At 31.9% G+C, this 24,896-nt stretch carries 22 protein-coding genes; all 22 read right to left on the reverse strand.

The features are described from left to right. Positions 1-417, reverse strand: a complete 417-nt coding sequence (locus tag IC173_RS08800; RefSeq protein WP_227433437.1) for a DUF3842 family protein — start codon at positions 415-417, stop codon at positions 1-3. Positions 418-435: 18 nt separating this feature from the next. After that, positions 436-627, reverse strand: coding sequence for a CooT family nickel-binding protein (locus tag IC173_RS08805; RefSeq protein ID WP_227433438.1), 192 nt, complete (start codon positions 625-627; stop codon positions 436-438). Between the two features lie 150 nt (positions 628-777). Further along, a complete protein-coding gene (locus tag IC173_RS08810) occupies positions 778-1,593 on the reverse strand; it encodes a biotin/lipoate A/B protein ligase family protein (protein ID WP_227433439.1) in 816 nt (271 codons plus the stop codon). A 46-nt stretch (positions 1,594-1,639) separates the two neighbouring features. Beyond that, positions 1,640-2,578 carry a radical SAM protein gene (locus IC173_RS08815; RefSeq protein ID WP_227433440.1) on the reverse strand — a complete coding sequence of 313 codons (939 nt, stop codon included), beginning with the start codon at positions 2,576-2,578 and terminating at the stop codon, positions 1,640-1,642. Then, complete coding sequence (locus IC173_RS08820; protein ID WP_227483004.1) at positions 2,575-3,447, reverse strand: radical SAM protein; 873 nt, start codon at positions 3,445-3,447, stop codon at positions 2,575-2,577. The genes IC173_RS08815 and IC173_RS08820 overlap by 4 nt, the downstream gene beginning before the upstream one ends. A gap of 59 nt (positions 3,448-3,506) precedes the next feature. Then, the gene (gene acsV / locus IC173_RS08825; protein WP_227433442.1) at positions 3,507-5,435 is read right to left on the reverse strand and encodes a corrinoid activation/regeneration protein AcsV; all 1,929 of its coding nucleotides are present in this window, start codon (positions 5,433-5,435) and stop codon (positions 3,507-3,509) included. Between the two features lie 112 nt (positions 5,436-5,547). Continuing rightward, positions 5,548-5,925, reverse strand: coding sequence for a glycine cleavage system protein GcvH (gcvH, locus tag IC173_RS08830; RefSeq protein ID WP_003418363.1), 378 nt, complete (start codon positions 5,923-5,925; stop codon positions 5,548-5,550). Positions 5,926-6,011: 86 nt separating this feature from the next. Then, positions 6,012-8,138, reverse strand: a complete 2,127-nt coding sequence (acsB, locus tag IC173_RS08835) for an acetyl-CoA decarbonylase/synthase complex subunit alpha/beta (RefSeq protein ID WP_227433443.1) — start codon at positions 8,136-8,138, stop codon at positions 6,012-6,014. 56 nt (positions 8,139-8,194) lie between these two features. Further along, entirely contained in the window at positions 8,195-9,001 is an 807-nt protein-coding gene (gene acsE / locus IC173_RS08840; protein WP_227433444.1) for a carbon monoxide dehydrogenase/acetyl-CoA synthase methytransferase subunit, read from the reverse strand. A gap of 49 nt (positions 9,002-9,050) precedes the next feature. Further along, positions 9,051-10,418, reverse strand: a complete 1,368-nt coding sequence (gene acsC / locus IC173_RS08845; RefSeq protein WP_227433445.1) for an acetyl-CoA decarbonylase/synthase complex subunit gamma — start codon at positions 10,416-10,418, stop codon at positions 9,051-9,053. A 30-nt stretch (positions 10,419-10,448) separates the two neighbouring features. Further along, entirely contained in the window at positions 10,449-11,393 is a 945-nt protein-coding gene (gene acsD, locus IC173_RS08850; protein ID WP_227433446.1) for an acetyl-CoA decarbonylase/synthase complex subunit delta, read from the reverse strand. A 19-nt stretch (positions 11,394-11,412) separates the two neighbouring features. Beyond that, the gene (locus tag IC173_RS08855; RefSeq protein WP_021383511.1) at positions 11,413-12,183 is read right to left on the reverse strand and encodes a carbon monoxide dehydrogenase accessory protein CooC; all 771 of its coding nucleotides are present in this window, start codon (positions 12,181-12,183) and stop codon (positions 11,413-11,415) included. A gap of 55 nt (positions 12,184-12,238) precedes the next feature. Beyond that, positions 12,239-13,624 carry a dihydrolipoyl dehydrogenase gene (lpdA, locus tag IC173_RS08860; RefSeq protein WP_227433447.1) on the reverse strand — a complete coding sequence of 462 codons (1,386 nt, stop codon included), beginning with the start codon at positions 13,622-13,624 and terminating at the stop codon, positions 12,239-12,241. Between the two features lie 41 nt (positions 13,625-13,665). Further along, entirely contained in the window at positions 13,666-14,547 is an 882-nt protein-coding gene (locus tag IC173_RS08865) for a methylenetetrahydrofolate reductase (protein ID WP_003432262.1), read from the reverse strand. A gap of 35 nt (positions 14,548-14,582) precedes the next feature. After that, a complete protein-coding gene (locus IC173_RS08870; protein WP_227433448.1) occupies positions 14,583-15,257 on the reverse strand; it encodes a methylenetetrahydrofolate reductase C-terminal domain-containing protein in 675 nt (224 codons plus the stop codon). A 35-nt stretch (positions 15,258-15,292) separates the two neighbouring features. Continuing rightward, the gene (locus IC173_RS08875; protein ID WP_227831286.1) at positions 15,293-16,165 is read right to left on the reverse strand and encodes a tetrahydrofolate dehydrogenase/cyclohydrolase catalytic domain-containing protein; all 873 of its coding nucleotides are present in this window, start codon (positions 16,163-16,165) and stop codon (positions 15,293-15,295) included. A gap of 91 nt (positions 16,166-16,256) precedes the next feature. Then, positions 16,257-16,889, reverse strand: a complete 633-nt coding sequence (locus IC173_RS08880; RefSeq protein WP_227433450.1) for a cyclodeaminase/cyclohydrolase family protein — start codon at positions 16,887-16,889, stop codon at positions 16,257-16,259. An 84-nt stretch (positions 16,890-16,973) separates the two neighbouring features. After that, positions 16,974-18,650 carry a formate--tetrahydrofolate ligase gene (locus tag IC173_RS08885; RefSeq protein WP_227433451.1) on the reverse strand — a complete coding sequence of 559 codons (1,677 nt, stop codon included), beginning with the start codon at positions 18,648-18,650 and terminating at the stop codon, positions 16,974-16,976. Between the two features lie 241 nt (positions 18,651-18,891). After that, on the reverse strand, positions 18,892-19,671 hold the full coding sequence (locus tag IC173_RS08890) for an AAA family ATPase (RefSeq protein WP_227433452.1): 780 nt from the start codon (positions 19,669-19,671) through the stop codon (positions 18,892-18,894). 300 nt (positions 19,672-19,971) lie between these two features. Then, entirely contained in the window at positions 19,972-21,891 is a 1,920-nt protein-coding gene (gene cooS, locus IC173_RS08895; RefSeq protein ID WP_227433453.1) for an anaerobic carbon-monoxide dehydrogenase catalytic subunit, read from the reverse strand. Between the two features lie 611 nt (positions 21,892-22,502). Continuing rightward, positions 22,503-23,414, reverse strand: a complete 912-nt coding sequence (locus IC173_RS08900; protein ID WP_227433454.1) for a bifunctional enoyl-CoA hydratase/phosphate acetyltransferase — start codon at positions 23,412-23,414, stop codon at positions 22,503-22,505. Between the two features lie 336 nt (positions 23,415-23,750). Beyond that, the gene (locus IC173_RS08905; RefSeq protein WP_227855430.1) at positions 23,751-24,893 is read right to left on the reverse strand and encodes a tetratricopeptide repeat protein; all 1,143 of its coding nucleotides are present in this window, start codon (positions 24,891-24,893) and stop codon (positions 23,751-23,753) included. Between the last annotated feature and the right edge of the window lie 3 nt (positions 24,894-24,896).

Genomic DNA, 24,896 nt, shown 5'->3' on the forward strand with positions numbered 1-24,896 from the left:
TTATTTTATATTAAATTCTTTTTTTATAACATTAACAGAATCTTTTACAAGTAGTGCTAATGGTTTACCTTCTAATCCAACTAACTCTATATTTTCTGGCATAATAGGTAAAAGTATCTTAAGTGCCTCACTATCTGCAATAGCTTCACTTATATTACAAGTGACTTCCCCCATCATAGAATTAGGTATTATTACAGAAATAGGTGCAACTATTATATTGGCTTTTCTAGCTGATACTACTATAGCATTTTCCCCTGTAGCTCCTTTATTAGCATGAGCCTTCATCATAGAACTAGTTGCTATAGAATTAGTTCCTAGTGCATAAATTTCTACATATGTAGGTAATTCTTCTCTCAGAGAAGAAACTATCTGGGCTCCTATACCTCCACCCATTCCATCTATCACTGCTATTATCATATGAAATTCCCCTATTAATTAATTTTCTTGTATTATTATCTTATGGTCCATCAATCTTATTTCTTTAATTATTCCATCTATTATTTTTTGTTCTCCTAATAAATCAGTTAAATAAATCTTTCCATCACAAGGGTCTATATTAACCACATTCTCCATAACCTTTTCTAATTCATTGTTATTCTTACAAATGAAAGCTGATGATTCACACATATAAATCTCCTCCTAATATGATTTTTATTAAAAATCAAAAAAAGACTTCCTCAGGTATTTCAATACACCAAAGAAACCTTCATGATTTCAATTTTCGTATATTATTATACCTTAAGTATATCACTTTAATTTACTTAAAGTCAATTAAAGTTAACGCTTTTTATTATACTCTTCATCCTTGTATTTTTTATATAATTCTTCAGCTAATTGCTTTTCATAATCAGTCAAGTCTTCTTCTACAAACTCAACATTAAATTGACTAGCCAGTCCTTTTATTAGATTAGCTTGTAGAATATCTATGTCTATTTTTTTACCAATTTCATTCTCTATTCCACTGGCCTTTTTAGCTGTGAATTTCATTGCTCTTTCTTTTAGTTCTGGTGTTTTAGCCTTTATTAATTTAAACAATTTTTCTACATCAAAATCCATTATTATTGAACCATGCTGTAACAAAACACCGTCTTTTCTACTTTGAGCACTTCCAATTACCTTTTTATTATTAATAGTAACTTCATATGATGCATGTGCATTAAAGCATGCAGCTGATAAATTTTCTCTACCTATTCTCTCTCCACTATTTAAGTTATCTGTTTCTATACCACTTAAATTCAATCCTCTAACTAAACCTTCACTTATATATCTATAAGATAGATTTATACTTTTATCAATTAAAGGGTTATCTTCTCCTATAATTATACTATAAGTTAGCTCATTATCATGTAATACAGCTCTTCCTCCTGTGATTCTTCTGACATAGTCTATATTCATGCACTTACACTTATCTAAATCTACCTCATCTTCAAGTTTTTGAAAATATCCTACACTCAAGCAAGCTGGCTTCCAAGTGTAAAATCTAAGTGTTGGCTTCACACATCCTTTTTTATATGCAGTAAATATAGCTTCATCAATTGCCATATTCATTGCACCATCATATGATTTATTATGTATAACTCTCCACTGATTCATGATTATTACGCCCCAATCTTTAGTATAAATATATTCAAGAAATCATTTACAGATTTAGTTCTCTTATAGCCAAATCTATCTCATCTTGATTTAAAGGTCTTGAATAATTATATATAGTACTTCCTGGTCTTTCATTATAATATGGTCTATTACAATCCTTACAGCCTCTTATCTCAAAAGGGTAACCCCTGTTTATATCTGATACAGTCTCATCATCTAGTTTTATATTTTCCAAGTATCCATTTTTGAATTCAAAGTATTCTTGTGAATAACCTTTATTTATCATATAGGACATTAGCTGTACTCTTCTGTAACTTTCTATATTTGGTTGACTTATTTTTTCCATTTTAGTTCCTCTAACTGGAGTAAACGCAAATAAACTAATAGTTATATTGTTCTTCTTTAAATAAGTATATAGGTTGTATATGTCTTCATGACTTTCTCCCATACCAACAATTATATGTGTGCTGATTTTATTAGGATATAACTTTGACATTTTTGTTATAAAATTCAATTTTTCATCATAATTATATCCTTTTATTTTTTCATATAAGTCTTTACTTGCTGCATCTATCGCTATTCCTATTTTATCTACTCCAGCAGAAAAAAACTTGTTTATTTCTTCATCACTTTCTAATTTTGCAGACAATGAAATAGGCATATCTATTTTACCATTTATGTAATTTATAAAATCTAAAACAGATTTATGTGCCTCTTCACTTGCCATTGATTGTATACATATTCTCTTTATATTTTTCCCGTTATATGCTCTCAAAGCATTCAATATTTCCTCTTTAGAATACTCTGGCCAAACTACTCTTGATAATTTATCTTTTCTAGTACTGCTTTCTATTGATTGAGAACAAAAACTACATTTGTTTATGCATTTTTCCCCAATCATTATATATGCTGTAGTAGGAGGTATATCGCTTTTTTTATTTAATATTCCAAGTTCTATTGCTGTCCCTGATGATAATCTAATCATAAAACGCAACACTCCTTACATTCAGTTATTGTCATATTCATATCTATAGCCTTATTCTTAGCAGATTTTGATGGAAGAACTATTCTATTAACTCCACACATTATAGCTAATTGGTCTAGTTCTTTTCTATACACACCTCTAGGTCTCATACAACCTAGGTTAATCTCGGTATTTGGTAAACTAATTCTAGCTTCACATAAAACATCTGTTACTTCTTTCAAATTAGGAGATTCTACATCTTCATATTCAGTACCTTTTGTAGGAATAAGAACTATAAATGTCAGTTTATTAGGAGGATTTTTTTGTAAGTATTCTATAATCTCATACTCACCTTTTACTTTTCCTCCTTTTAAACCAATACATATATGTGGTGCTACTTCTGTATTTTCTCTTATTGTATTGTAAGCTTTAATATAATCTTCTTTGCTTTTATCCATTTTATAAACTTCTTTTATAGTTTCTTTATCGAATACCAAGTCGAAAGAAACTATATCTAAATACTTACATAATTCTATAATACTCTCTTTATCCATAAGCCCTAAATGAGCATTTAATCTGTATCCTTGTTCCTTTAACTTTTTAATGGTCTGTATATGGGTATTTATTGGGACATCACCTTCATAACTACAACCACCACTTAATAAAAAACTAGTTATATTTCTTGATTTAACTTTTTCTTTATAGTCCTCAATTGGTATCATATTTTCTAAATAATGACCATTACAATGAGCACATTTAAGACTACACTTATTACTTGTAGTACTAAGAGCTAGAGTCTGATTCGGATAAGCAAACTCTATCTCATTTCCGAAATTTCTTAATTTAATGTCAAACGCAGTTCTCATTTTCTCAGACAAATCCTTATACATAATTTAATCCTCTACATTTATGTTTTAATGCTCTACCTATGCATCTATATTTTGATATTTTACTCTTCTAGTAGTTGCTTTGCAGTTGGGAACTGCTCTATATTTGTATGTGGTAAGAAGCATGCAGAAATAAATTCGTCCATGTAACTTGGATAAACACTAAGTTCAACATAAGTTATTTGTTTACCTATTTCTTCAAGTTTATTTTTGGCATCTTTACTTATAAGAGCCAAGTAAGAACCTACAAGTGAACTATTTCCTATATAAGTAAATTTCTCTCTATCGATATCAGGAAGTAATCCTATAATTATTGAATTTTCTATATCTAGGTTATTTCCTATACCACCTGCTATATAAACTCTATCTAATATACTAAAATCCATACCCAAGCTATCTACAAGAGTATATGCGCCTGAATATATAGCTCCTTTAGCTCTAATAAAATTATCTATGTCCACTTCATTTACTACTATATCATTTTCCAAATCAAATTCTTCTTTAAATGCTAATACATACTCTCCTATTTCATGTTCATTAAATCTGACTCTCTTATTATTTAAATCTCTATATATCTTACCTCTTCTATCTATTACACCCTTAGTAATCATTTGGCAAATTAAATCAATTATACCAGAACCACATATACCAACTGGTGCACATTCATCTATTATTTTTAATGTAGGCTCTAAAGTTCCTTTATCAATAGCCACCTTCTCTATTGCTCCTGCTGATGCTCTCATTCCACAGCTTATGCCTCCACCTTCAAATGCAGGACCTGCTGAACATGCACAGCTCATCATATAGTCTTGATTTCCAAATACTATCTCTCCATTGGTACCTAAGTCTATAAATAAAACATTTTCTTCACTTGACCATATACCAGCTGATAATACCCCTGCTGTTATATCTCCTCCTACATAACTTGCTACAGATGGAGCTAAGTACACATATGCACTATCATTTACAAAAAGACCTACATTTTCACCCATAAGTTTTGGAGATTTTAAAAATGGTGGTATATAAGGTTCTTGTCTTAAAAAGTCTGTATACACCCCTAAGAATAAACTTGTCATAGTTGTATTTCCAGCAGCTACTAAAGTGACTACATCCTCCTTATTTATGCCATTTCTTTCATATAATGTTTTTAATAGAGGATTTATAGTTTCATCAACTATAGCTTTGTGTAAAGTTTCTAATCCGTTTTTCTTAGTCGAATATATAATCCTATTTATAACATCTGCTCCATATTTTATCTGAGCATTTCCAGATGATGCTTTATCTACTACTTCTTTTGAATATAAGTCTACTAAACATACAACTACCGAAGTTGTACCAATATCTATTGCAACTCCATAAAGAGAATTTTCCTTATTTCCTTCTTCTATATTTATGATTGTAAGTTTCTTTTGTTTTTGAACATATGTTATTGTAACTTTGAAATCGCTCTTTCTAAATATCGTTGGCATCTTTCTAAGTATATCTAATCTAAAATCTATTTCATTGTATCCCAGATGATTTCTAACATGTCTTTCTAATCTATCTACATCACTTATATTGTCATCTAAGTTTGGCTCTTCCATTTCTATGTATTTCTTTTTTATATTTGTCTTAAATTGTAAGTTATGCTTTTCTATTATTTTTTTAGCTCTCTCAAAAATTTCTCTATCTTTTTGTTTATTGCTACCTTCAATCTTCATACCATGCATAGAAGATGATACTTTAGAAGGAACTTCAATTTCTATATCTGAGATTACTTTTGTACAACAAGCTAATATATAACCTTGCTCCCATTCGTCATCTGTTATATGTCTCGTTTTTTCTGTATCAACCTTACCTTTTAACAACTTTACCTTACATTTACCACAAGACATATTTCCATTACAAGGAGCATCTATAAATATATCAGCATTTCTTGCAACTTCTAGCAATATATCCCCCTCATTACAATAAACTTCTTTATTGTTTGGCATAAAATTTACCTTTATCATGATATCCCTCCCAATTTGTTCTATATATTATAAAAGGAAAGTATAGCTAAATTTGCGTGCACTCAAATTTTACTATACTTTCCCCAATTATAATAACATCCCTAGTCTTTAATTATTCTAATCCAGCCTCGTATTCTTTATCACTTAATAATGTATCAAGCTCAGCAACATCAGCTAGTTTTACTTTTAATATCCAGTTTTCGTATGGGTCTTCATTTATACATTCTGGTTCATCTTCTAATTTTTCATTAACTTCTAATACTTCACCATTAACAGGAGATATTAAATCAGAAGCTACTTTAGAAGATTCAACTACTCCAAAATCTACTCCCTTAGTTACAGTATCTTCTACTTCTGGTGTTTCAACAAATAATATTTCTCCTAATTGATCTTGAGCATAATCTGTTATACCTATATATACAACATCTCCATCAATTACTTTTACCCATTCATGATCTTTAGAGTATTTTAATTCTGGTAATAATTTCATTTCGATAGACCCCCAATATTATATTATTGATTAATTTATTTAAATCATATTAATATTATATCACATTATTTTAAATTTTCCATCAATTACATTACACTTTCCATAGCTAATGCTGGATGACCTTTTTCTTCTAAGAAAGCTAATACTCCTTCAGAATCGTCAGCTATAGTTTCATCACAAATCATATCACAGAAGTTCTCTATTCCAGTCATTTCTTTAACTGTAGCATTTAATTTATCAGCTACATAATCTTTTAATTCTTTTGGCATCCAAACTATTCTTTCTGGTCCACCTTCTGCATAAGCGAATTTTTTAGAAGATATGAAATGTCTTCCGTGTCCCATGAATCCTGGAGTTTGAACTCCTCCACCTGTCATAGAAGCAAGTTCTCCGAAAGTCATACCAACTGGAGTAACGCTTGGGAATTCTCTGTTAACTACAACAAATCCATTTGCTTCTGGCATTATACCACAGATACACTCGAAGCATCCACAAGAAGTCATAGGGTCTTCTAATATAGAGTATAATGTAACAGCTTCAACTGCACCTTGAGATATTTGGTTTACAGTTTCATTTACAGAGTTCCATACACCTGTTCTATCGTCTAAACATTCACCTTTTTCTATTGGTTGACAAGGACCTGTAGGGTCTAATTCTTTAGTAGCTTTAGCATCTAACCAGCTAACTGCTCCACAAAGACCAAGTCTTTCAGGAGTAACAACACAAACGTGAGCTGGTGCAAATGATTGACATAAGTTACAAGAATAGAAAGTCTCTACACTTTCATCAACCAATGAAGCTAATCTCTCATCTCTAGCATTGTATTTAGCTATTGCTTCACCTTTTAATTCAGAAACTTTTTCTGCATCTGTAATTATAGTTATTTCACACTTATCAACAACTGATTCAAATTCATCTAACATCTTAGCATATAAAACTTCTCCTATATGCTCAAGTCTAAATCCTTTATCAAATGCATCTTTAGAGATTCTTACCCAGGCCATATCTCTTTGTCCAACGTGCATTACACCTTCTATATAGTTTAAGAAGTAGTGGAAACGTCTTTCAAGAACTGGTTCGAAATCTTCTTGCATGTTTTTACCAGCTATTTTAACTATTACAGCAAGTGGTAATCTTAATACACCATCTGCTTCAACTTCATCTATGTTTGGTCCTATTATTTCTATCTTATGGTCTTCAACTTCAGCAGCTTCTTTCTTAACAACAAGCTCCCAAGCTTCAGTTTTATTTCCACCAAATTCAGCAAACATGTCGCTCTTTCTAATTCTTTCACCTTCAAATGCTGCTGCAAATGAAACTGGTATAGGTATTTCAGTAACTTTTATTTTTATTCCTCTAGCTTCTAATGAAGTAGCTACTATCTTATCATAATCTTTTTGAGTTAATAAATTCATTGGAACTTCAAGAACAGTTTGGTCAGTTACAACTGGGAATCCTAAAGCTATTGCTCCAGCACCTGCAGATACAACTAATTCACTTAATGGTCCAAAAGCATTAACAAATGCAGGAACTCTATTAGCTGTGTATTCTAATAATCCGTTTAAATCACCAGGAGTTAATCCACCGAATATTAATGCTGCTCTTACTGCAACAGATACAACGTGGATAACAGAAGTTACATCATATCCTAGAGGTATAACTCTTAGTTCAAGACCCATTTTTACTCCAGCTTCTATAGCTTGGTCTATAACCTTACCAACTAAGAAAGTTAATAAACCTTTAGATTGGTAGTCTTTTATAACTTTTGCTGCTGATTCAGCATCAGGACATTCTCCAAGAACAACTGCAACACCAGGTATATCTCCTGTAACTAGTGGTACACCAAGTGATCTGATTATAGGGTCAGTTATATGACCTGCACATGGCTCACTATATGGAGCATCCATAGTTGAGTATTTTAATGCTTCAATTACTTCTGCAGCTAAAGCAGTAGCTAAACCAGCATTAAAAGCATGTTCTAATAAATGAGTTCTATTGATTAAAGATTTTACTACTTCTAAAGCACCTTCTAAGTCCCCTAAAGTGTTCATTTTTTGTCCTGTTGCAGCATATATACAAGGTAATGAATATGCTGTATCAGGGAAAGCTACTTTATGTTCTTTTCCGTTTTTTTCTATAGCTTCATTTAACATAGCTTGAGCTGCACCCAAAGCTTGTTCTGACCCTGTAAAGATTATATTATATAGATTCATTCTATTTCCCCCTTTAATATTTACACCTATTTTTTATTAACTATACCCTAAAAACCCTAGAAAGCAAATCCACCTTCATTTAACTCTAAGAAAGAGTCTGCATATAAAGATGCCCCGTTGATTATGTCACAAGATTTTACAGTTTTCATTAATTCTGGGTCACATGGATTCATTATAGCTGAACTAAATCCATTAGCCATTGCCATTGCTAAGAATGCACTATCTAAAACAGGTCTAACATGTTTAGGACATCCATTAGATACATTAGATAATCCTCCTGTAGTTAAAAGTCCCATTTCAGTCATCATTTTTATAGCTTCTAAAACTTCTACTTGTTTTTCTTGCATACCTTTTATAACTAAGCATAATGGGTCAAATAATATATCAGTTGGCTCCATTCCTAGCATTAAGCCTTTTTCTAGTATCTCTTGGCAGTAAGCCATACGTTCATCATTATCTCTTGGGATACCTTCTTTTGCACATAAACCTATAACCATTGATTCATATTCAGCTGCTATATCTATTAAATCAAATCTTGAACCAGCATCAGCAGAGTTTATTATTGGTTTTGCATTAGTTCTATCATAAACCTTAAGTCCAGCTTCGATAGCTTTTTTATTAGCTGTATCTAATGCTATAGGAACATTGTTAAATTCAGATTGAAGTAGCTTAACTCCCCATGTCATTATCTCTTCGCCATCTCTTTCAGCAGGCCCTATATTGAAATCTATATAGTGTGCTCCTGCTTCTAATTGTTCTTTTGCTCTTTTTAATATTGGAGCTGGATCTCTTTCTGCTAATGCCTTTCTTATTGAAGGTGAGATACAGTGTATTCTTTCACCTATAATCATAAATTTTTCCATTTATAATGTCCCCCTTTAAATTTAATATTAATAGTTAGTTAATATTTTATTAGTTTGTTTGGCATGCTTTTTCTTGGTATCCTTTTAAGAACTTAGGTAATTCCATAGATTCTTCTGGTCCTATAACTACATTCCATCCTGGTAAGTTATCTTCTATATCACCTTTAAGTACTGCAACTTTTCCTGGAATGATAATGTCTTTACAATTAGTTACTTCTTCTACTTTACTTTCTTTGATGAAAGCAGAGATTGAATTTCCACCAAATTTACCAGCAGCCCAAGATGTAAGAACTGAATATCCACCTGCATCTGGTATTACTAACCATACTGGAACTTTTGATCTTTCTATATCTCCAGCAACTATGAAATAAGTTAATGCAAAGTCAACAGTAACTAATACTGGAGAATTTTCATCTGGGTTATTAATTGGGTAAATCTTTGGTTCAACTCTCATTGGTCTTTGTGGGTCAGTGTATATATTTTGTCTTAATGCAAATAATGGTAATGCTTTAGCATAACTAATATCATCTATTACTATTATAGAACCATATTTTATAGTAAATATTGATGATAAAGCAATTTCCATCATAGGATTTGAGTTAGATAATCTATTTGCAAATACTATTGAAGGATATCCAAATGTTCTATCTTGTTCTTTTAAAGCTATTCTTCTAACTTGCACAGCATTAGTGTAAGTATCTTTTATATTTTCTCCAGTTACATCTAATACTAATTCTTTATATCCAGCAGATTGAACTAATTCAACTGTTTCATATAATTCTTCTAAGCTAGCTGCTTTTACTCCTAATGGTAGGTTTGCTCCTTTAACTACTTCTATCATATCTTTGTAGTTATCTTTAGTTGCTCCATATACCATTGGTCTAGCATCTTTTAATACTTCAACAGCTTCTTTAACTGCTTGTGCATCATCACAAGCTAAAATATAAGCTACTTCTAATCCACTACCTTTTATTTTGTCTATTAGTTTTAAATATGCATCTTTGTCTCCACAGTATTCTAAAACAACCATTTCAACTTTCATTTGTTCACCAATTCTTATATAGTCAACTTTTTTCATGTTAGCTATTTTAGCGTCTACTGCTTCATCACTCATACAAGTACAGAATGAAACTGCATATCTATTTCTACTTACTAATGTTTTTTCATGTCTAAATAATACTGTTTCCCCGCCTAGTTCATATTCAGATGCTCCAGTACCAACTTTTAATGCTTTCATTAAAGGTGCTGTAGCTTCTGATAGTTTTGCTATAGCGTCATCAGACATATGTGGGCATTTGCCTACTTCTACAGCTCCTGAAGCAACCTTCATAGAGAAAGCCATACAAGTTGGGAATCCACAATCCTTACAGTTTTTCTTTGGTGTTAATTTAAATATATCTAAAGCTTTTAATGCCATTATTTTCTCCCCCTAACCTTAACAATTTAATTAAGCTAATGCGTTAACCAATTCTTTTATAGTTTCTATTGATTTTGGATGACGAAGTATAACTGCGTTTGAACCACCTACTAAAACACTTGCTGCAGTTGAAACTTCCATTGCTATAGTTCTTTCTTCTGGACAACCCCAATCTGGCTCATCTTCTACTGGAGCTATAGCTTCTTTAACATGACCTACTTCGAAAGCTACTGGTGTTATGATAGGCATTTGTAATGTCTTATCATTTTGACCAAATGCTGCAAGTCTAATTCTATCCATAGTAGATGCAACATATTCATATCCATAACCAACTGCTGAACATCCAACATTCATAACTATATTTTCACCTTTAACGCCTAATTGAGTTAACAGTACGTTTAATTGTTTTGCTAGGTTTATATCAACAGAAGATTCTGCTCCAACTTTGTGTGAATAAGCCATTCCAGCTGATGCTCCTACTCCTTTGTAGTTATCTTCTACTGCTGACATAAATAGACAGTTATGCCCATCCAACGCTTGAGCTAATTTTTCAAACAGTTTACCATCTTTTTCATGATTTCCTGAACCAGCTACTACTAAAGGCAATGTTATTGCTTCAACTACTGCTTTAGCAACTTCAGCACAGTCATCAACTGATTTATCTAATCCATTTGGGTCAGAACCATCAAATTTTAAACAAATAAAATCTGCTTGTGTATTAGCTTCAACATATTTAGCCCATTCTACTGGACAATTAGCTACATCTTTGTATAACTCTTTATATGAATCAGTCCAGCTTTCAGGATAAACGTCTGATATTTCTATACCTATTTTTGGAGTATTCCCTACTTCTCCATCAAAACTATAAAAAGGTAATACATTTTCCCCACCTAATTTAATTGCTTTTTCCCCTATTCCTACTTCAACTTCTGATATTTTTCCAGAATATTTTTGAGTAGACATTTTAAATGCCATATTTTTTTCCCCCTTAAGCCTATTTTAATTCTAATTTAGCAAAAATCTCTTTCATAGCCACTTTAGATTTTGAATCTTCAGGTAAATTAACTAAAGGAATACCTGTAGAATCATATTCATATATCAATTCATCCATAGGTACAACACCAATTAGCTCTAGGTTATGTTTTTCTATTTCCTCTTTAACACCATCATTCATAACCCCATTTGGAACCTTATTTACAATTAGAAGTATTCTTCCAACATTTAATTTTAGTTCCTCAGCTAAATCTCTTATTCTAGCAACAGCTTGTATGCTACGTCTTGAGCAATCACTAACCAATAAAAGTGTATCAACATGTCTAGTAACTTTTCTGCTTAGATGTTCCATACCAGCTTCGTTGTCCATGACTAAGTATTTGTAGTGACCAGATATTTTGTTTACTTGTTCTCTAAGTATCCCATTTACAAAACAGTAACATCCTTCCCCTTCTGATCTCCCCATTACTAATAAGTCATATCCTTCTCCTTCTTCAATTATAGAATTTAATCTAAATTGTAGATATTGTGCTTTTGTCATACCACCTGGGAATGCATTGCCTAACTTTTCTCTTTGATTTACTTCTTCTCTTATTTCTCCTATTGTTGCTTCAACTTCAATACCTAATACTTCATTTATGTTAGCATTAGCATCAGCATCTACAACTAATACTGGTCCCTTATTGTCCTTAACCAAATAATCAATCAAAAGCCCTGTGAGACTTGTTTTACCAGTTCCACCTTTTCCTGCAACAGCTATATTGTATCCCATTTTAAGACTTCCCCCTTAAATCTAGCCACAGAGCCTTATGTACTCTGTTTACTTATTATAATTTAGGTACAGAATGAACACATTCTCCATGTACATCATGAAGTGCTTCCATTAGTCCTTCAGATAAACTTGGATGTGGATGTATTGCATCCCCTACTTGTTCTACAGTTAATCCTAGATGAACAGCAAGTGATAACTCTGTTAATAAATCTGTAGCATGAGGACCTACTACTGCTGCACCTATTATTTTATCTGTTTCTTTATCAGCTATTATTTTTACAAATCCTTGGAAATGTCCTATAGCCTGTGCTTTTCCAAGTCCTCTAAAATCAAATTGACCTACATTGTATTCTACACCTTCAGCTTCAAGTTGTTTTTCAGTTTTACCAACACCAGCAACTTCAGGTTCAGTATAAACACATCTTGGAATTGCTCTATAATCTACTACTTTAGTTTTTCCTAAAGCATTTTCAACTGCAACAATACCTTCTTTAGAAGCAACATGTGCTAAGAAAGGAGTATCTATTATATCACCTATTGCATATATACCTTCTACATTAGTTTCAAGATGCTCATTAACTACTACTTTTCCTCTTTCCATTTCAATTCCTATATCTTCTACTCCAGAATTATCAAGGTTAGGTCTTCTACCAACACATACTAATGCATATTGTGCTTCTATAACCTTTCCATTAGAAAGAGTTGCAACAGCTTTACCATCAACTACTTCACAAGTTTGTACTCCAATACCTGTAATAACTTTAATCTTATCTTTCTTAAATTGTCTAAGTAGTTGTTTTGCTACATCTTTATCTTCATTTAATAGTATCTGGTCAACCATTTCAACTATAGTTACTTCTGTTCCTAAGGCTCTAAAGAATTGCCCTATTTCACATCCTATAACTCCACCACCTACTATTAACATAGATTCAGGTATATCTTCAAGTCCAAGAACTTCATCACTAGTTATTACAATCTTTCCATCATATGGGAACATTCTTGGTACAACTGGAACAGAACCATTAGCTAGTATTATCTTATCAGCTTTTATAGATTCTACTGTTCCATCATCTTTTGTTACTTCTATAGTATTTTTATCAATTAATTTTCCAAAACCATTAACTAGTTTTACTCCTCTTTTCTCAAATAGGAATTCTATACCACTTATTAATTGATTTACAACTTTATTTTTTCTTTCCATTATGGCAGTGAAATTTGGTGTAACTGTACCATCTATCTCTATACCAAAATCCTTTGCTTCCTTCACAGTATTTAATACCCCTGAAGAAGCAAGAAGTGCTTTAGTTGGTATACATCCTGCATTTAAGCAAGTTCCTCCAACTCTTCTTTTTTCAACAACTGTCACCTCTGCACCAAGCATAGAAGCTTTTATAGCTGCTACATATCCTCCTGGTCCACCACCTACTACTACTATTTTCATCCTTAATTCCCCCAAACCTTATAATCTACAATCTTGTAATACTATAAACCTGCGGCATCTAGTATAGCAGGTATATTTTCTTCTGCCCCAATTGCCATTATATGAACACCATCACATAAATCTTCTTCTTTTAATTGTTTGATAAGTTCTCCTGCCATTTTTATTCCTTCACTTACCCAGTTTTCTTTTCCAGCTGCTCTTAATCTTTCGATTTGTTCATCTGGCACAAATATTCCTGGTACATTTGCAGTCATAAATTTAGCCATTCCTGGAGATTTTAAAGGTACTATCCCTGCCAATACCTTGCAATCCATATCTCTTGTTAGTTCTCTAAACTTTCTCATTGTATTTATGTCATAAAGTGCTTGAGTTTGGAAAAATTTAGCTCCAGCTTTTATTTTCTTTTGCATTTTTAATAATTGAACTTCTATTGGAGAATATTCTGGAGTTACTGATGCTCCTAGATAAAAATCTGGAGAACCTTTTAATTTATTACCAGCCATATCCGTACCTGCCATTAGAGTTTCAGCAGTTTGAAGTATCCCTACAGAGTCTAAATCAAATACACCTTTAGCTTGTGGATGGTCTCCTACGCTAGTATGGTCTCCTGTTAATGCCAACAAGTTGTTTATCCCAAATACACCTGCTGACAACATTTCTCCTTGTATAGCTATCCTATTTCTATCTCTCCCTGTTATTTGAATCACTGGCTCTAATCCAGCATCTTTTAGTAATTTACATGTAGCAAGAGAAGTTGCTCTCATAACTGCTGATTGAAAGTCTGTCACATTTGCTGCATGAACTCTTCCAACTAACGGCTTTGCACATTCAATTAAATGTGAAAGGTCAGTCCCTTTTGGAGGAGCCATCTCAGTAGTAACTGCAAATTTTCCACTCTCTAATGTTTCTCTTAATAAGCTCATCTCTAATCCCCCTTTTAACCTTCTAAAAAAAACTTTTATGAATTGGCTGTTGCTTCTTTCTTTTTCTTTGCACTTAAGCTTCTTGGATTATTTTGCTTAGAATAGTCTTTTGGCGGTCTTATTTCTGCTAAATTATCTAATTGCCCTATAGATTCCAATCTTTCATATATTTTTATCCAAGCACAATCATTTTCTGGATTTACTTCACATTTACCATTTTTAGCTCCACCACAAGCCCCATTCATAAGACCTTTAGCACACATAGTTACTGGACATATTCCACCTGTCCAACCAAGTTCACAGTCTCCACAAGCCTTACAGGCTTCCTCATATTCTCCAACCCTTTGTACTTCCCCTATAAACAAAGTGTTGTTAGCTGGATAAACTGGTTTATTTTTTAGGTTTTTAACTATTGTTTGTGTCCCATCTCCACATGCTAAAGATAAAACTGCATCAGCTTCTTTAGTTTCTTCTTTTAGAGCCTTTAAGTCCTTTTTAGACTTTAAAAGGTTACAAGCAGGATCAAGCATTACATATCCTAAGATTTTTTTGCCCTCACCTTCAAGAGTTTCCTTCATTTTTAGAACTTCTTCTTCTCCACCACTCTTACAAGTCGCTGCACATTGATTACAACCAACTAAAACTAGCTTGTCAAAATTCTTTAAGTACCCTAGCACTTCTTCCAATGGTTTATTTTCAGAAATTATCATATCTACTTCCCCCCTAAACCTTCCACAATATCTATCTATTTATTGTTTTGCAACTTACAAGCTTTAACTACGTGTTTTGCAAGTATAGATGTTGTAACTGAACCAACCCCCGCTGGAACTGGAGTTATCATCGATACTTTATTTAAAACTGCATTTGTATCAACATCTCCACATAAATTTCCTTCTTCATCAACATTTATACCAACGTCTATAACTACTGCTCCATCTTTCACAAAACTTTCATCTACCATCTTAGCTCTACCAATAGCTGCTATCAATATGTCCGCTTCTGCAGCTACATCTGATAAGTTTTTAGTCTTTGAATGGCATATTGTAACAGTTGCATGTTCACTTAATAAAAGCATTGATACTGGCTTCCCAACTACCATTGATCTTCCAAGAACTGTTACCTTACTTCCTTTTAAATCAACATTATAATGTTTTAATATTTCTACTACTGCTGTAGGAGTACATGGTGGGAATCCACTCTTATCTCCTTCCATGACTTTAGCAGAGTTTATTGGGCTAAAACAATCTACATCTTTTTCTGGTGCAATGACATATTTTATAACTTCTTCATTTAAGTGTTTTGGAAGTGGTCTAAAACATAATATACCATTAACATCCTTGTCATCATTAACTTTCTTTAAAACATCAATATATTCTTCTTGAGTTATATCTTCAGCTAATTCCAACACTTCAGTTGTTATACCAATGTTTTGACATCTTTTTAGTGCTCCTCTTTCATATGATAAATCATCGCTTCTTGCTCCAACTCTAACTATTGTTAGCTTAGGATTTATACCTTCTTTAACTAGTAACTCGACTTCTTTTATTAAGTCTTCACTAATCTTATCAGCTACAGGTTTTCCTTTTATAATCTGTCCTTTAGTTGACATTACTTCCATATATTCACAACTCCCCTACAAGCAAACTTAAATTAATTTATTCTATATACCACATATTAATAACATAGTATCTACTTTCGTCATTTAAAAATTATTTTCCAAGCGCTTTTTCAACTTTAGCATAAACTTCATCACAAGTTTTAACGCCATCTTCAACTAATTTATCTACTTCTGTTTTTACTTTACTAACATATTCTTGATCTTGTATAGAATTTATATTTATAACTACATTTAATTGTCCACCAAGTATAGCAGCTCTTAAACATTGAACCCCTACACCAACGTCGCTTATAGCAAGTCTTGAACCTTTATCAACTAAATCTTCATGTAACTTAATAGCTTCATAACAAACTCTTACTATATTTAATGGTACTTCACAAGCAACTTTTAGCGCTTTTTCCATTGTTTCTGCTTTTATTCTTTTTTCCTCTTCTGTTTCTTTAGGAAGCCCATAAGCTTTTGATAATGGTAAGAAACATTCTGCATCATCATCTATCATTTTTAATAAATCTTTTTCTAATTTTCCTGCTTTATTTAATATATCTTTTACACTTTCTTCATACTCAGCATACTTTTTCTTTCCTATTGTAAGATTGCATACCATACTCCCTAAAGCCATACCAATTGCACCAACTAGTGCGGCAGCTCCACCGCCACCTGGTACTGCTTCTTTAGAAGATAGTACTTCTACAAAATCAACACAAGTTTTATCTGCTATTTTCATGATAATCCTCCTTAAAAGGATGTAGGAAAATATCCTAAATTATCTTAGAGATATTTCCTACTCTTTATTTATAAATTAATACACTTAGAATAATCCAGCTATTACTCCATTTTCATCAACATCTATTTTTTCTGCTGCTGGAACTTTTGGTAATCCTGGCATTTTCATTATTTCTCCAGTAAGTGCAACTATAAATCCAGCTCCTGCTGAAATTGATGCTTGTCTTACAGTTATTCTAAATCCTGTTGGTCTACCTAATTTAGTTTGGTCATCAGTTAAAGAATATTGAGTTTTAGCCATACATACTGGAACTTTAGTAAATCCAAGTTTTTCTAAGTTAGCTATTTCTTTATCAGCTTCTGGAGTATAATCTACACCATCTGCTCCATAAATCTTAGTAGCTATAGCATTTATCTTATCTTTTATAGATAAATCATCTTCATAGCAGAATCTAAAATTATTTTCTTCTTCATCTAATAATCTTAAAACTTCTTTAGCTACTGCAATTCCACCTTCTCCACCTTTTGCCCATACTTCAGAAAGAGCAACATTAACGCCTAATTCTTTACACTTGTCTTCAACAAGTTTAAGTTCAGCTTCAGTATCAAGTGGGAATCTGTTTATTGCAACAACTGCTGGTAATCCATATACTTGAGTTATGTTTTCAACATGTTTTAATAAGTTTGGAAGTCCTTTTTCAAGAGCTTCTAGATTTTCTTCGTTTAAGTCTGCTTTAGCAACTCCACCATTGTATTTTAATGCTCTTACAGTAGCAACTATTATAACAGCATCTGGTTTTAAATTTGCCATTCTACATTTTATATCTAAGAATTTTTCTGCTCCAAGGTCAGCACCGAAACCAGCCTCAGTTATTACATAATCTGCAAAGTGCATAGCCATTCTTGTAGCTATAACAGAGTTACATCCATGAGCTATATTTGCAAATGGTCCACCATGTACAAATGATGGTGTTCCTTCAAGAGTTTGAACTAGGTTTGGTTTTAAAGCATCTTTTAATAATGCAGCCATAGCACCATTAGCTTTTAATTGTCTAGCTGTTACAGGTGCACCTTCGTAGCTATATCCAACTATTATGTTTCCTAATCTTTCTTTTAAGTCAGCTATATCACTTGCCAAACAGAACGCTGCCATTATTTCAGAAGCAACAGTTATATCAAATCCATCTTGTCTAACTGCTCCATCGCCTTTTTTACCCATACCATCAACGATATTTCTAAGTTGTCTATCGTTCATGTCTACACATCTTCTCCAAGTTATTTTCTTAGGGTCTATTCTAAGTTCATTTCCTTGATGAATATGATTGTCAAGCATAGCAGCTAAAAGGTTATTAGCAGCTCCTATAGCATGAAAGTCTCCTGTGAAGTGTAAGTTTATATCTTCCATAGGAACAACTTGTGCATATCCTCCACCAGCTGCCCCACCTTTAACACCAAATACTGGTCCTAGAGATGGTTCTCTTAGAGCAACTAATACATTTTTATCTAATTTTGCAAATGCATCAGCAACACCGATAGTAGTAGTAGTTTTTCCTTCACCTGCTGGAGTTGGGTTTATAGCTGTAGTTAATATTAACTTAGCTTTTTTCCCAGTTTCTCTTTTTAGTAGATTGTAGTCAACTTTGGCTTTGTATTTACCATATAGTTCTACATCTTCTTCACCTAGTCCTAATTTTTTTGCAACCTCTCTAATATCTTGAGGTTTAGCTTCTTGAGCTATTTCAATGTCAGATTTAAATCCCATAACTGAATCTCCTCCCACAACCTAAATAGATTTAAAATATAATTTTTGTATAAATTGTATTAATATGTAAAAATTATATTTTATAAGATAATTATACATGTAAAATTGCTTAAAAACTAGCTACTAAGCTATTAAAATATCTTTAACTTAATAGCTAGTCATTTATCTAATTAATCATTTATTACCTATCTAATACCTATTTATTGCCTTTAACCAACAACCCAATTATAAATCAAAATTTCTATTTATCTTTAAGTGACATTAATTTCTCTTTTATTTCTTTAATTTGTGCCTTTGTTGTTTCACTAGAATCATATGGAGATTGATTAGCTCTATCAGAATCTATAACATCTTGATTGTAATAGATAAATCCTAAAGATTCCCCATCTTCTAAGTTTTGTATTATAAATTCTTCATCTTCTTTATTTCTGATTTTGTTACCTACAACAAATACCTTATTTACGCCTATATCATGACCAAGTTTTTTAACTTTTCTATATGTTTGGAGACTTCTTTCTCCTGGCTCTACAACTACTATAAAAGCATCTACACCTTGAGCTGTTCCTCTTCCTAAGTGTTCAATTCCAGCTTCCATATCCATAACAACTACATCTTTATTTTGTAGTATTAAGTGTGAACAGAGTCTTTTTAAAAGAACGTGCTCTGGACATACACATCCAGTGCCACCAGAATCCACTGTTCCTAATGTAAGTAATCTCACTCCGTTGTATTCTTTACAGAAATTTTCAGGTATATCGTCTACTTTAGGATTCATCTTAAACATTTTTCCAAATGAACCTACAGAAGCAGCTGTTCTATCTGAAACTAACTTTTTCATTTCTGATATAGGTACTATTGATTCATATACTTCTTTTGGAAAACCTAGTGCTAAAGCTAAATTAGCATCAGGATCGGCATCAACAGCAACAACTCTGTATCCGTCTTCAGCAAACATCCTAGAGAGCATTGAAGAAAAAGTCGTTTTACCTACTCCACCTTTACCTGTTATTGCTATCTTCATAATCCCTACCACCTTTATTACTATTTGCTTTTTATTTTATTTATGTTTTAGTGTAGTTATCTATTTTTTAAACACTAAAAATAAACTACAGCTAGTCCTTACAGGAACCAATTACATTTACCCTACTAGCTTTTCAAAGCAGCATGTATAGTTTTAGTATTCTTCATTATATTGTTTATATTTTATTTATTCAGTATATTCATTGTATTTTGATGTTCTTTTCTTTAATATTTGACTTCATTCAACTATAAAACCTTTATTTAGATATAAAATCGTTTTTTCTAAGGCTTTAGCCATTTTCTAAGCTTCTGCTTCAACACCCATTTTTTCTTCAACTAATGCTTCGAAGTGAACACGTTTCTTTTCTATATCTTCTATTATTGTAGCTGCTAACTCTTTTGGATTTGTATTTACAGTAAATGTTGCACCAACTTTATCTTTTAATTCGCTAGTTAATATATCTACTGCTCTTGAAGAACCAGCTATTGGAGGCATTATTCCTAAGTAAGTGTCTATACCAGAAGCTACAACATAGCATCCTATAGCAACTGCTTTTTCTGACATCCACTCTGGAGCTATACCTACAACTGGAAGGTCACACATATCCATATCTAAGTAATTAGCTGCTGCTCCAACTAAATCTAATATACGGCTTATATCAACGCAAGAACCCATATGTAGTACTGGTGGGATTCCTACTAATTTACAGACAGTTGCAAGACCTTTACCTGCATATTTTTCAGCTGCATCAGTTTCCATTAAACCAAATTTAGCTGCTGCTGAAGCACCACATCCTGTAGTAACTACTATTATGTCGTTTTTAATTAATTCTTTCATTATTGTTACGTGAGCCTCATTTGAAACTCCTTTAGCATTGTTACATCCAACTACACCAGCTGCTCCTCTTAATACTCCAGATTTTAAACAGTCTGTTAATGGCTTAACTGTTCCTGCTGGATCTATATGAGAGTTTACAACTCTGTCTAATTGATTTACTACTGCTTCTACACTATACCCAACTGTTGCCCCTGATTTTAATTCAGGTATAAGTACTTTTGATTTATCTCTATTTTTAAAGTTTAAGATAGCTTCTTTAACTATTGATTTAGCATCATCAAGAGCTTGTTCTTCTCTAAATTCAATATAAGTTGAACCTGTTATTTTAGCTTTTGGAGAAGTTGTTACAAATTTAGTGTGGTAACAATCTGCTACTCTAGCTAGTGCAGGGAATATACATTGAACGTCAACTATTACAGCCTCAACTGCTCCAGTTACTATTGCAAGTTCTTGTTGATGGAAGTCTCCTGCTATTCTTACACCATGTCTCATTGTAATTTCATTACCTGTACAACACATACCAGCTAAGTTTATTCCATCTGCTCCAACTTCTTTAGCTAAAGCTATTAAGTCTGGTTCTTCTGCAGCTAAAACTATCATTTCTGATAATGCTGGCTCATGTCCATGCAATATTATATTAACTTTATTTTCTTCTAATACTGCTAAGTTAGCTTCTGTTCTTCTTGGTACTGGAGTTCCAAATAAGATATCGCTTAAACGAGTACCTATCATAGAACCACCCCAACCATCAGCCATAGAAGTTCTTAGACTCATGTGTATTAAACTATCTATATCACCAGTACAACCTATATGAGTAGAGTGCATTATTGTTGCAATTTCTCTATCTATAGCTCTTGGTTCTATAGCATATTCTTTCCATATTTTTTGTCTTGGTTCTGGCGCATTTTTTATAAATCTTAATGTCCCAAAAGGTTTACCAAATTCCATTAATGCAATTTCTGCCACTTCATGTGCTACATCATAGATATCTCTACCTTCTGTTTCTACATCCCATTCTTTAGCTAAAGTAATTAATTTAGCTTCGTCTCTTATTTTATAGTTTCCATTTGGATCAGCTAATGCTAATGTATGTGCTATATCTCTAGCATGGTCTGAATGGGCAGCTGTCCCACCAGCAACCATTCTTGCAAAGTTTCTACCTACTATAGTGTGTTCGTCTGCTCCACATAACCCTCTTGGAGTTTTAGGACTTATTCTACATGGTCCCATTCCACATATTCTACAGCAAACCCCTTGAAGACCAAAACCACATTGTGCTTTAAAGCCTTCTTTTCTATCATACATTGTTTCTACGCCTTCTTCTCTAGCTTTTGCTATCATCTTCTGGCTGTTTAAATCAATTGTTAACATTTTTTCATCCATATTCCTATCCCCTTTTTTTGATTTTTAAAATCCCCCAGGTGACTGACTTCATGTCATAAAATAATAAAATAAATGCTTTCTAAGTTGATTATATACTAATTTTCAGCACTTTGCTTTAGATTTAAATATTTTTTTAACAAAATTAGATAATACATAAAAATTTTATTTTTAATACCTAATTTAAGTTAATTTAACTACTCATTTTTGGCTATTTTTTAATACTTGAGCCTACTTTTTTGATACTTTAGTTTAATTAAATTATGTTTTGATTTTTTTAAATCAATTTTGAATTATTTCTAGTCAATTTTTTGATATTATATCTTATTTGTGTGTTTATTATTTCTCACTACTTTTTTGGACTTGTTACAGATTTTTACTCCCTATACCATAATTAGTAAAAACTTCTTAGAATAGCATTTTTTGGACTAATTTTTTGAAATTTTTTTATTTTTCTTACTTTAATATTAATTATAGCTTCAAATTGAACATTTGTATATATTCATTTGAAGCTATAATTATTTTTTATATAAAATTTTTTTAATATTGCATTAATTTAGATATTATGACTACATTTTATCTTTTAACGCATTTATTTTACACACTTAATGTTTTTATTTCATACTTTTAGCTACAATAGCTCCATACGCAATAGAGTACAATTTAGATTCATGTGAATCAGCTCTTGATACTAAAACTATAGGAGCTTTTGCGCCCATAATTATACCTGCTGATTTAGAATCTGCCATGTATGTAAAGGCTTTTCCTATGCCATTACCAACTTCTATTGTTGGAACCAACATAATATCTACATCTCCAGATACTTCACTTTTAAATCCTTTTATCTCACTAGCTTCTTTTGAAACTGCTAAGTCAAAAGCTAAAGGACCTTCTACAATTACATTATCTCCAAATTCTCCTGCTTGACAAGCTTTTGCTAGCATATCTGCATCTACAGTAGCTTGCATTTTAGGATTTACTTTTTCCTTAGCTGCTAAGCATGCAACTTTTACAGTTTCCATACCTAAAGCTTTTGCTGCTTTTATAGAATTTTTTAATATCTTTGCCTTTTGTTCATAGTCAGGAGCTATATTCATTCCTCCATCTGTAGTTATCAATAGCTTATGGTATCTTTCTAACTCATATACCATAACATGACTTAATAAACTATCAGTTCTAAGACCATAATCTTTATTTAACACTTCTTTCAAGATAACGGATGTATCTAATAAACCTTTCATTACAAAATCAGCTTCTTTACTTGATACTAATTTAACTGCTATTTCAGCACAGTCTTTAATATCATCCTTGTCAATAATTTTAATTCCACCCAAATCAAATTCTATTTCTTTTGATATTTCTCTTATCTTTCCTTCATTTCCAACCAATATAGGAGTAATTATATTTCTTTCTACAGCATCCTTTATAGCCATTAAAACTTCTTTATCGTGAGCTGCTGCTACAGAAAGTACTATTTTTTCTCCTCCTTTAAGCTGCTCTAAAATATCATCTAATTTCTTTATCAAAAGTAACCCCTCCCTTATATATATTTAACTAAATAATACCATATTTGATATGTCTTTTATCAATTTATTTTTTATGTTACAAAAAATTTGTACAACTAAAATCTGCTTTAATATTTAATTATTATAAATTCAAGATACTTATGAAATATAATATTACAAATAGTAAATAAGAGTAAAAATACTTAGACAAAGTAAATAAAAAAAGTGGTACAACATAATAAATGTTCTACCACTCTTAATTAATAAAATTTAATAGCATCAGATAAAACTCGCTAGCATCAAGTCCAACCTAATAAAGTAAAACCTAATAGAATCTAATACAATCTAATAACATTCTTACTTATTTATACCAAGCTCTTTTAAACAAGCAATCGTAATCTCATCCTGTGGATTTAATTCATAAGCTCTTTCTATATAGTAAGTTGCATCATCAATTTCACCATTGTTTAAGTAAGCCATACCTAAATTACAAAGAATTTCTGGGTCCTCTTTTATCTTAGCAGCTTGCTCAAAATACTCTATTGCTTTATCTAAATTATATTTAGAAGCTTCACAAAGCCCTAATTCAACTATAGCATCTACTTGCTTAGGTTTTATTACTAATATCTTCTCAAAATACATCTTAGCCTGCTCTATTTCGCCCATACCCTTATATCCTAGCCCTATCATAAACAGCAAATTCCACCAATCCATATGTTCTTCTTCCAGTGGCAGTAATTTTTCTAATCCCTCTTTAAACTTACCATGGAATATAAGTGTATATCCTTCTTCATACTGTACTTTAAAATCCATCTTTCCTAAATTTTCTTGTATCTCAGCCACTAAGTCAGCATCTAAACCTAATCTTAATGCATCTTCCCATGTCAATTTAGTCTTCAAATATTGACCTTGATTATAATAATGATAACCTAAATGATAATAACCTAATGCAAAATCATTATCAATATCTATTATCTTTTCAAGTTTGCTCATTGCCTCAAGTAAAAATGCATTCATAGCCTTATCATCTAGGTCTTTTTGATATTGTTTTGCTATCTCTTGGCACACAATTGCATAATTATACATTGCATCTAAATCATCTGGATACATAGTTATAAATGCTTTTATATATATTAAAGAATCTGTATGCTCTCCAATCTCAAAGTATTTTCTAGACATGTATCCCATATATGCTTTTAAATCTAAGTTAATATCCTTAGACAAAGCATCTAAAAACTTTTCATATTCTCCATTATTTTTAAATTTACTATCTATACCAATTATATATATCATTGCATCTGCTATAGACATTGAGTTTAACCTATCTTGAGCAGTTTTTTCTTTTATACCTTTTACTAGTACCTCATTTTTTATAGGTACATCTAGCCCACCTTTTGGCACATCATAACTCTTTAATTTAAATTCTCCACCATGCTTTATAGTTATAAAAGCTAGTTCTTCTGCCTTCTTCAGTAAATACTTTTCTATTTTAAAATCCATTGT

The sequence above is a fragment of the Clostridioides sp. ES-S-0048-02 genome, assembly GCF_020658495.1.
Lineage (GTDB): Bacteria > Bacillota > Clostridia > Peptostreptococcales > Peptostreptococcaceae > Clostridioides.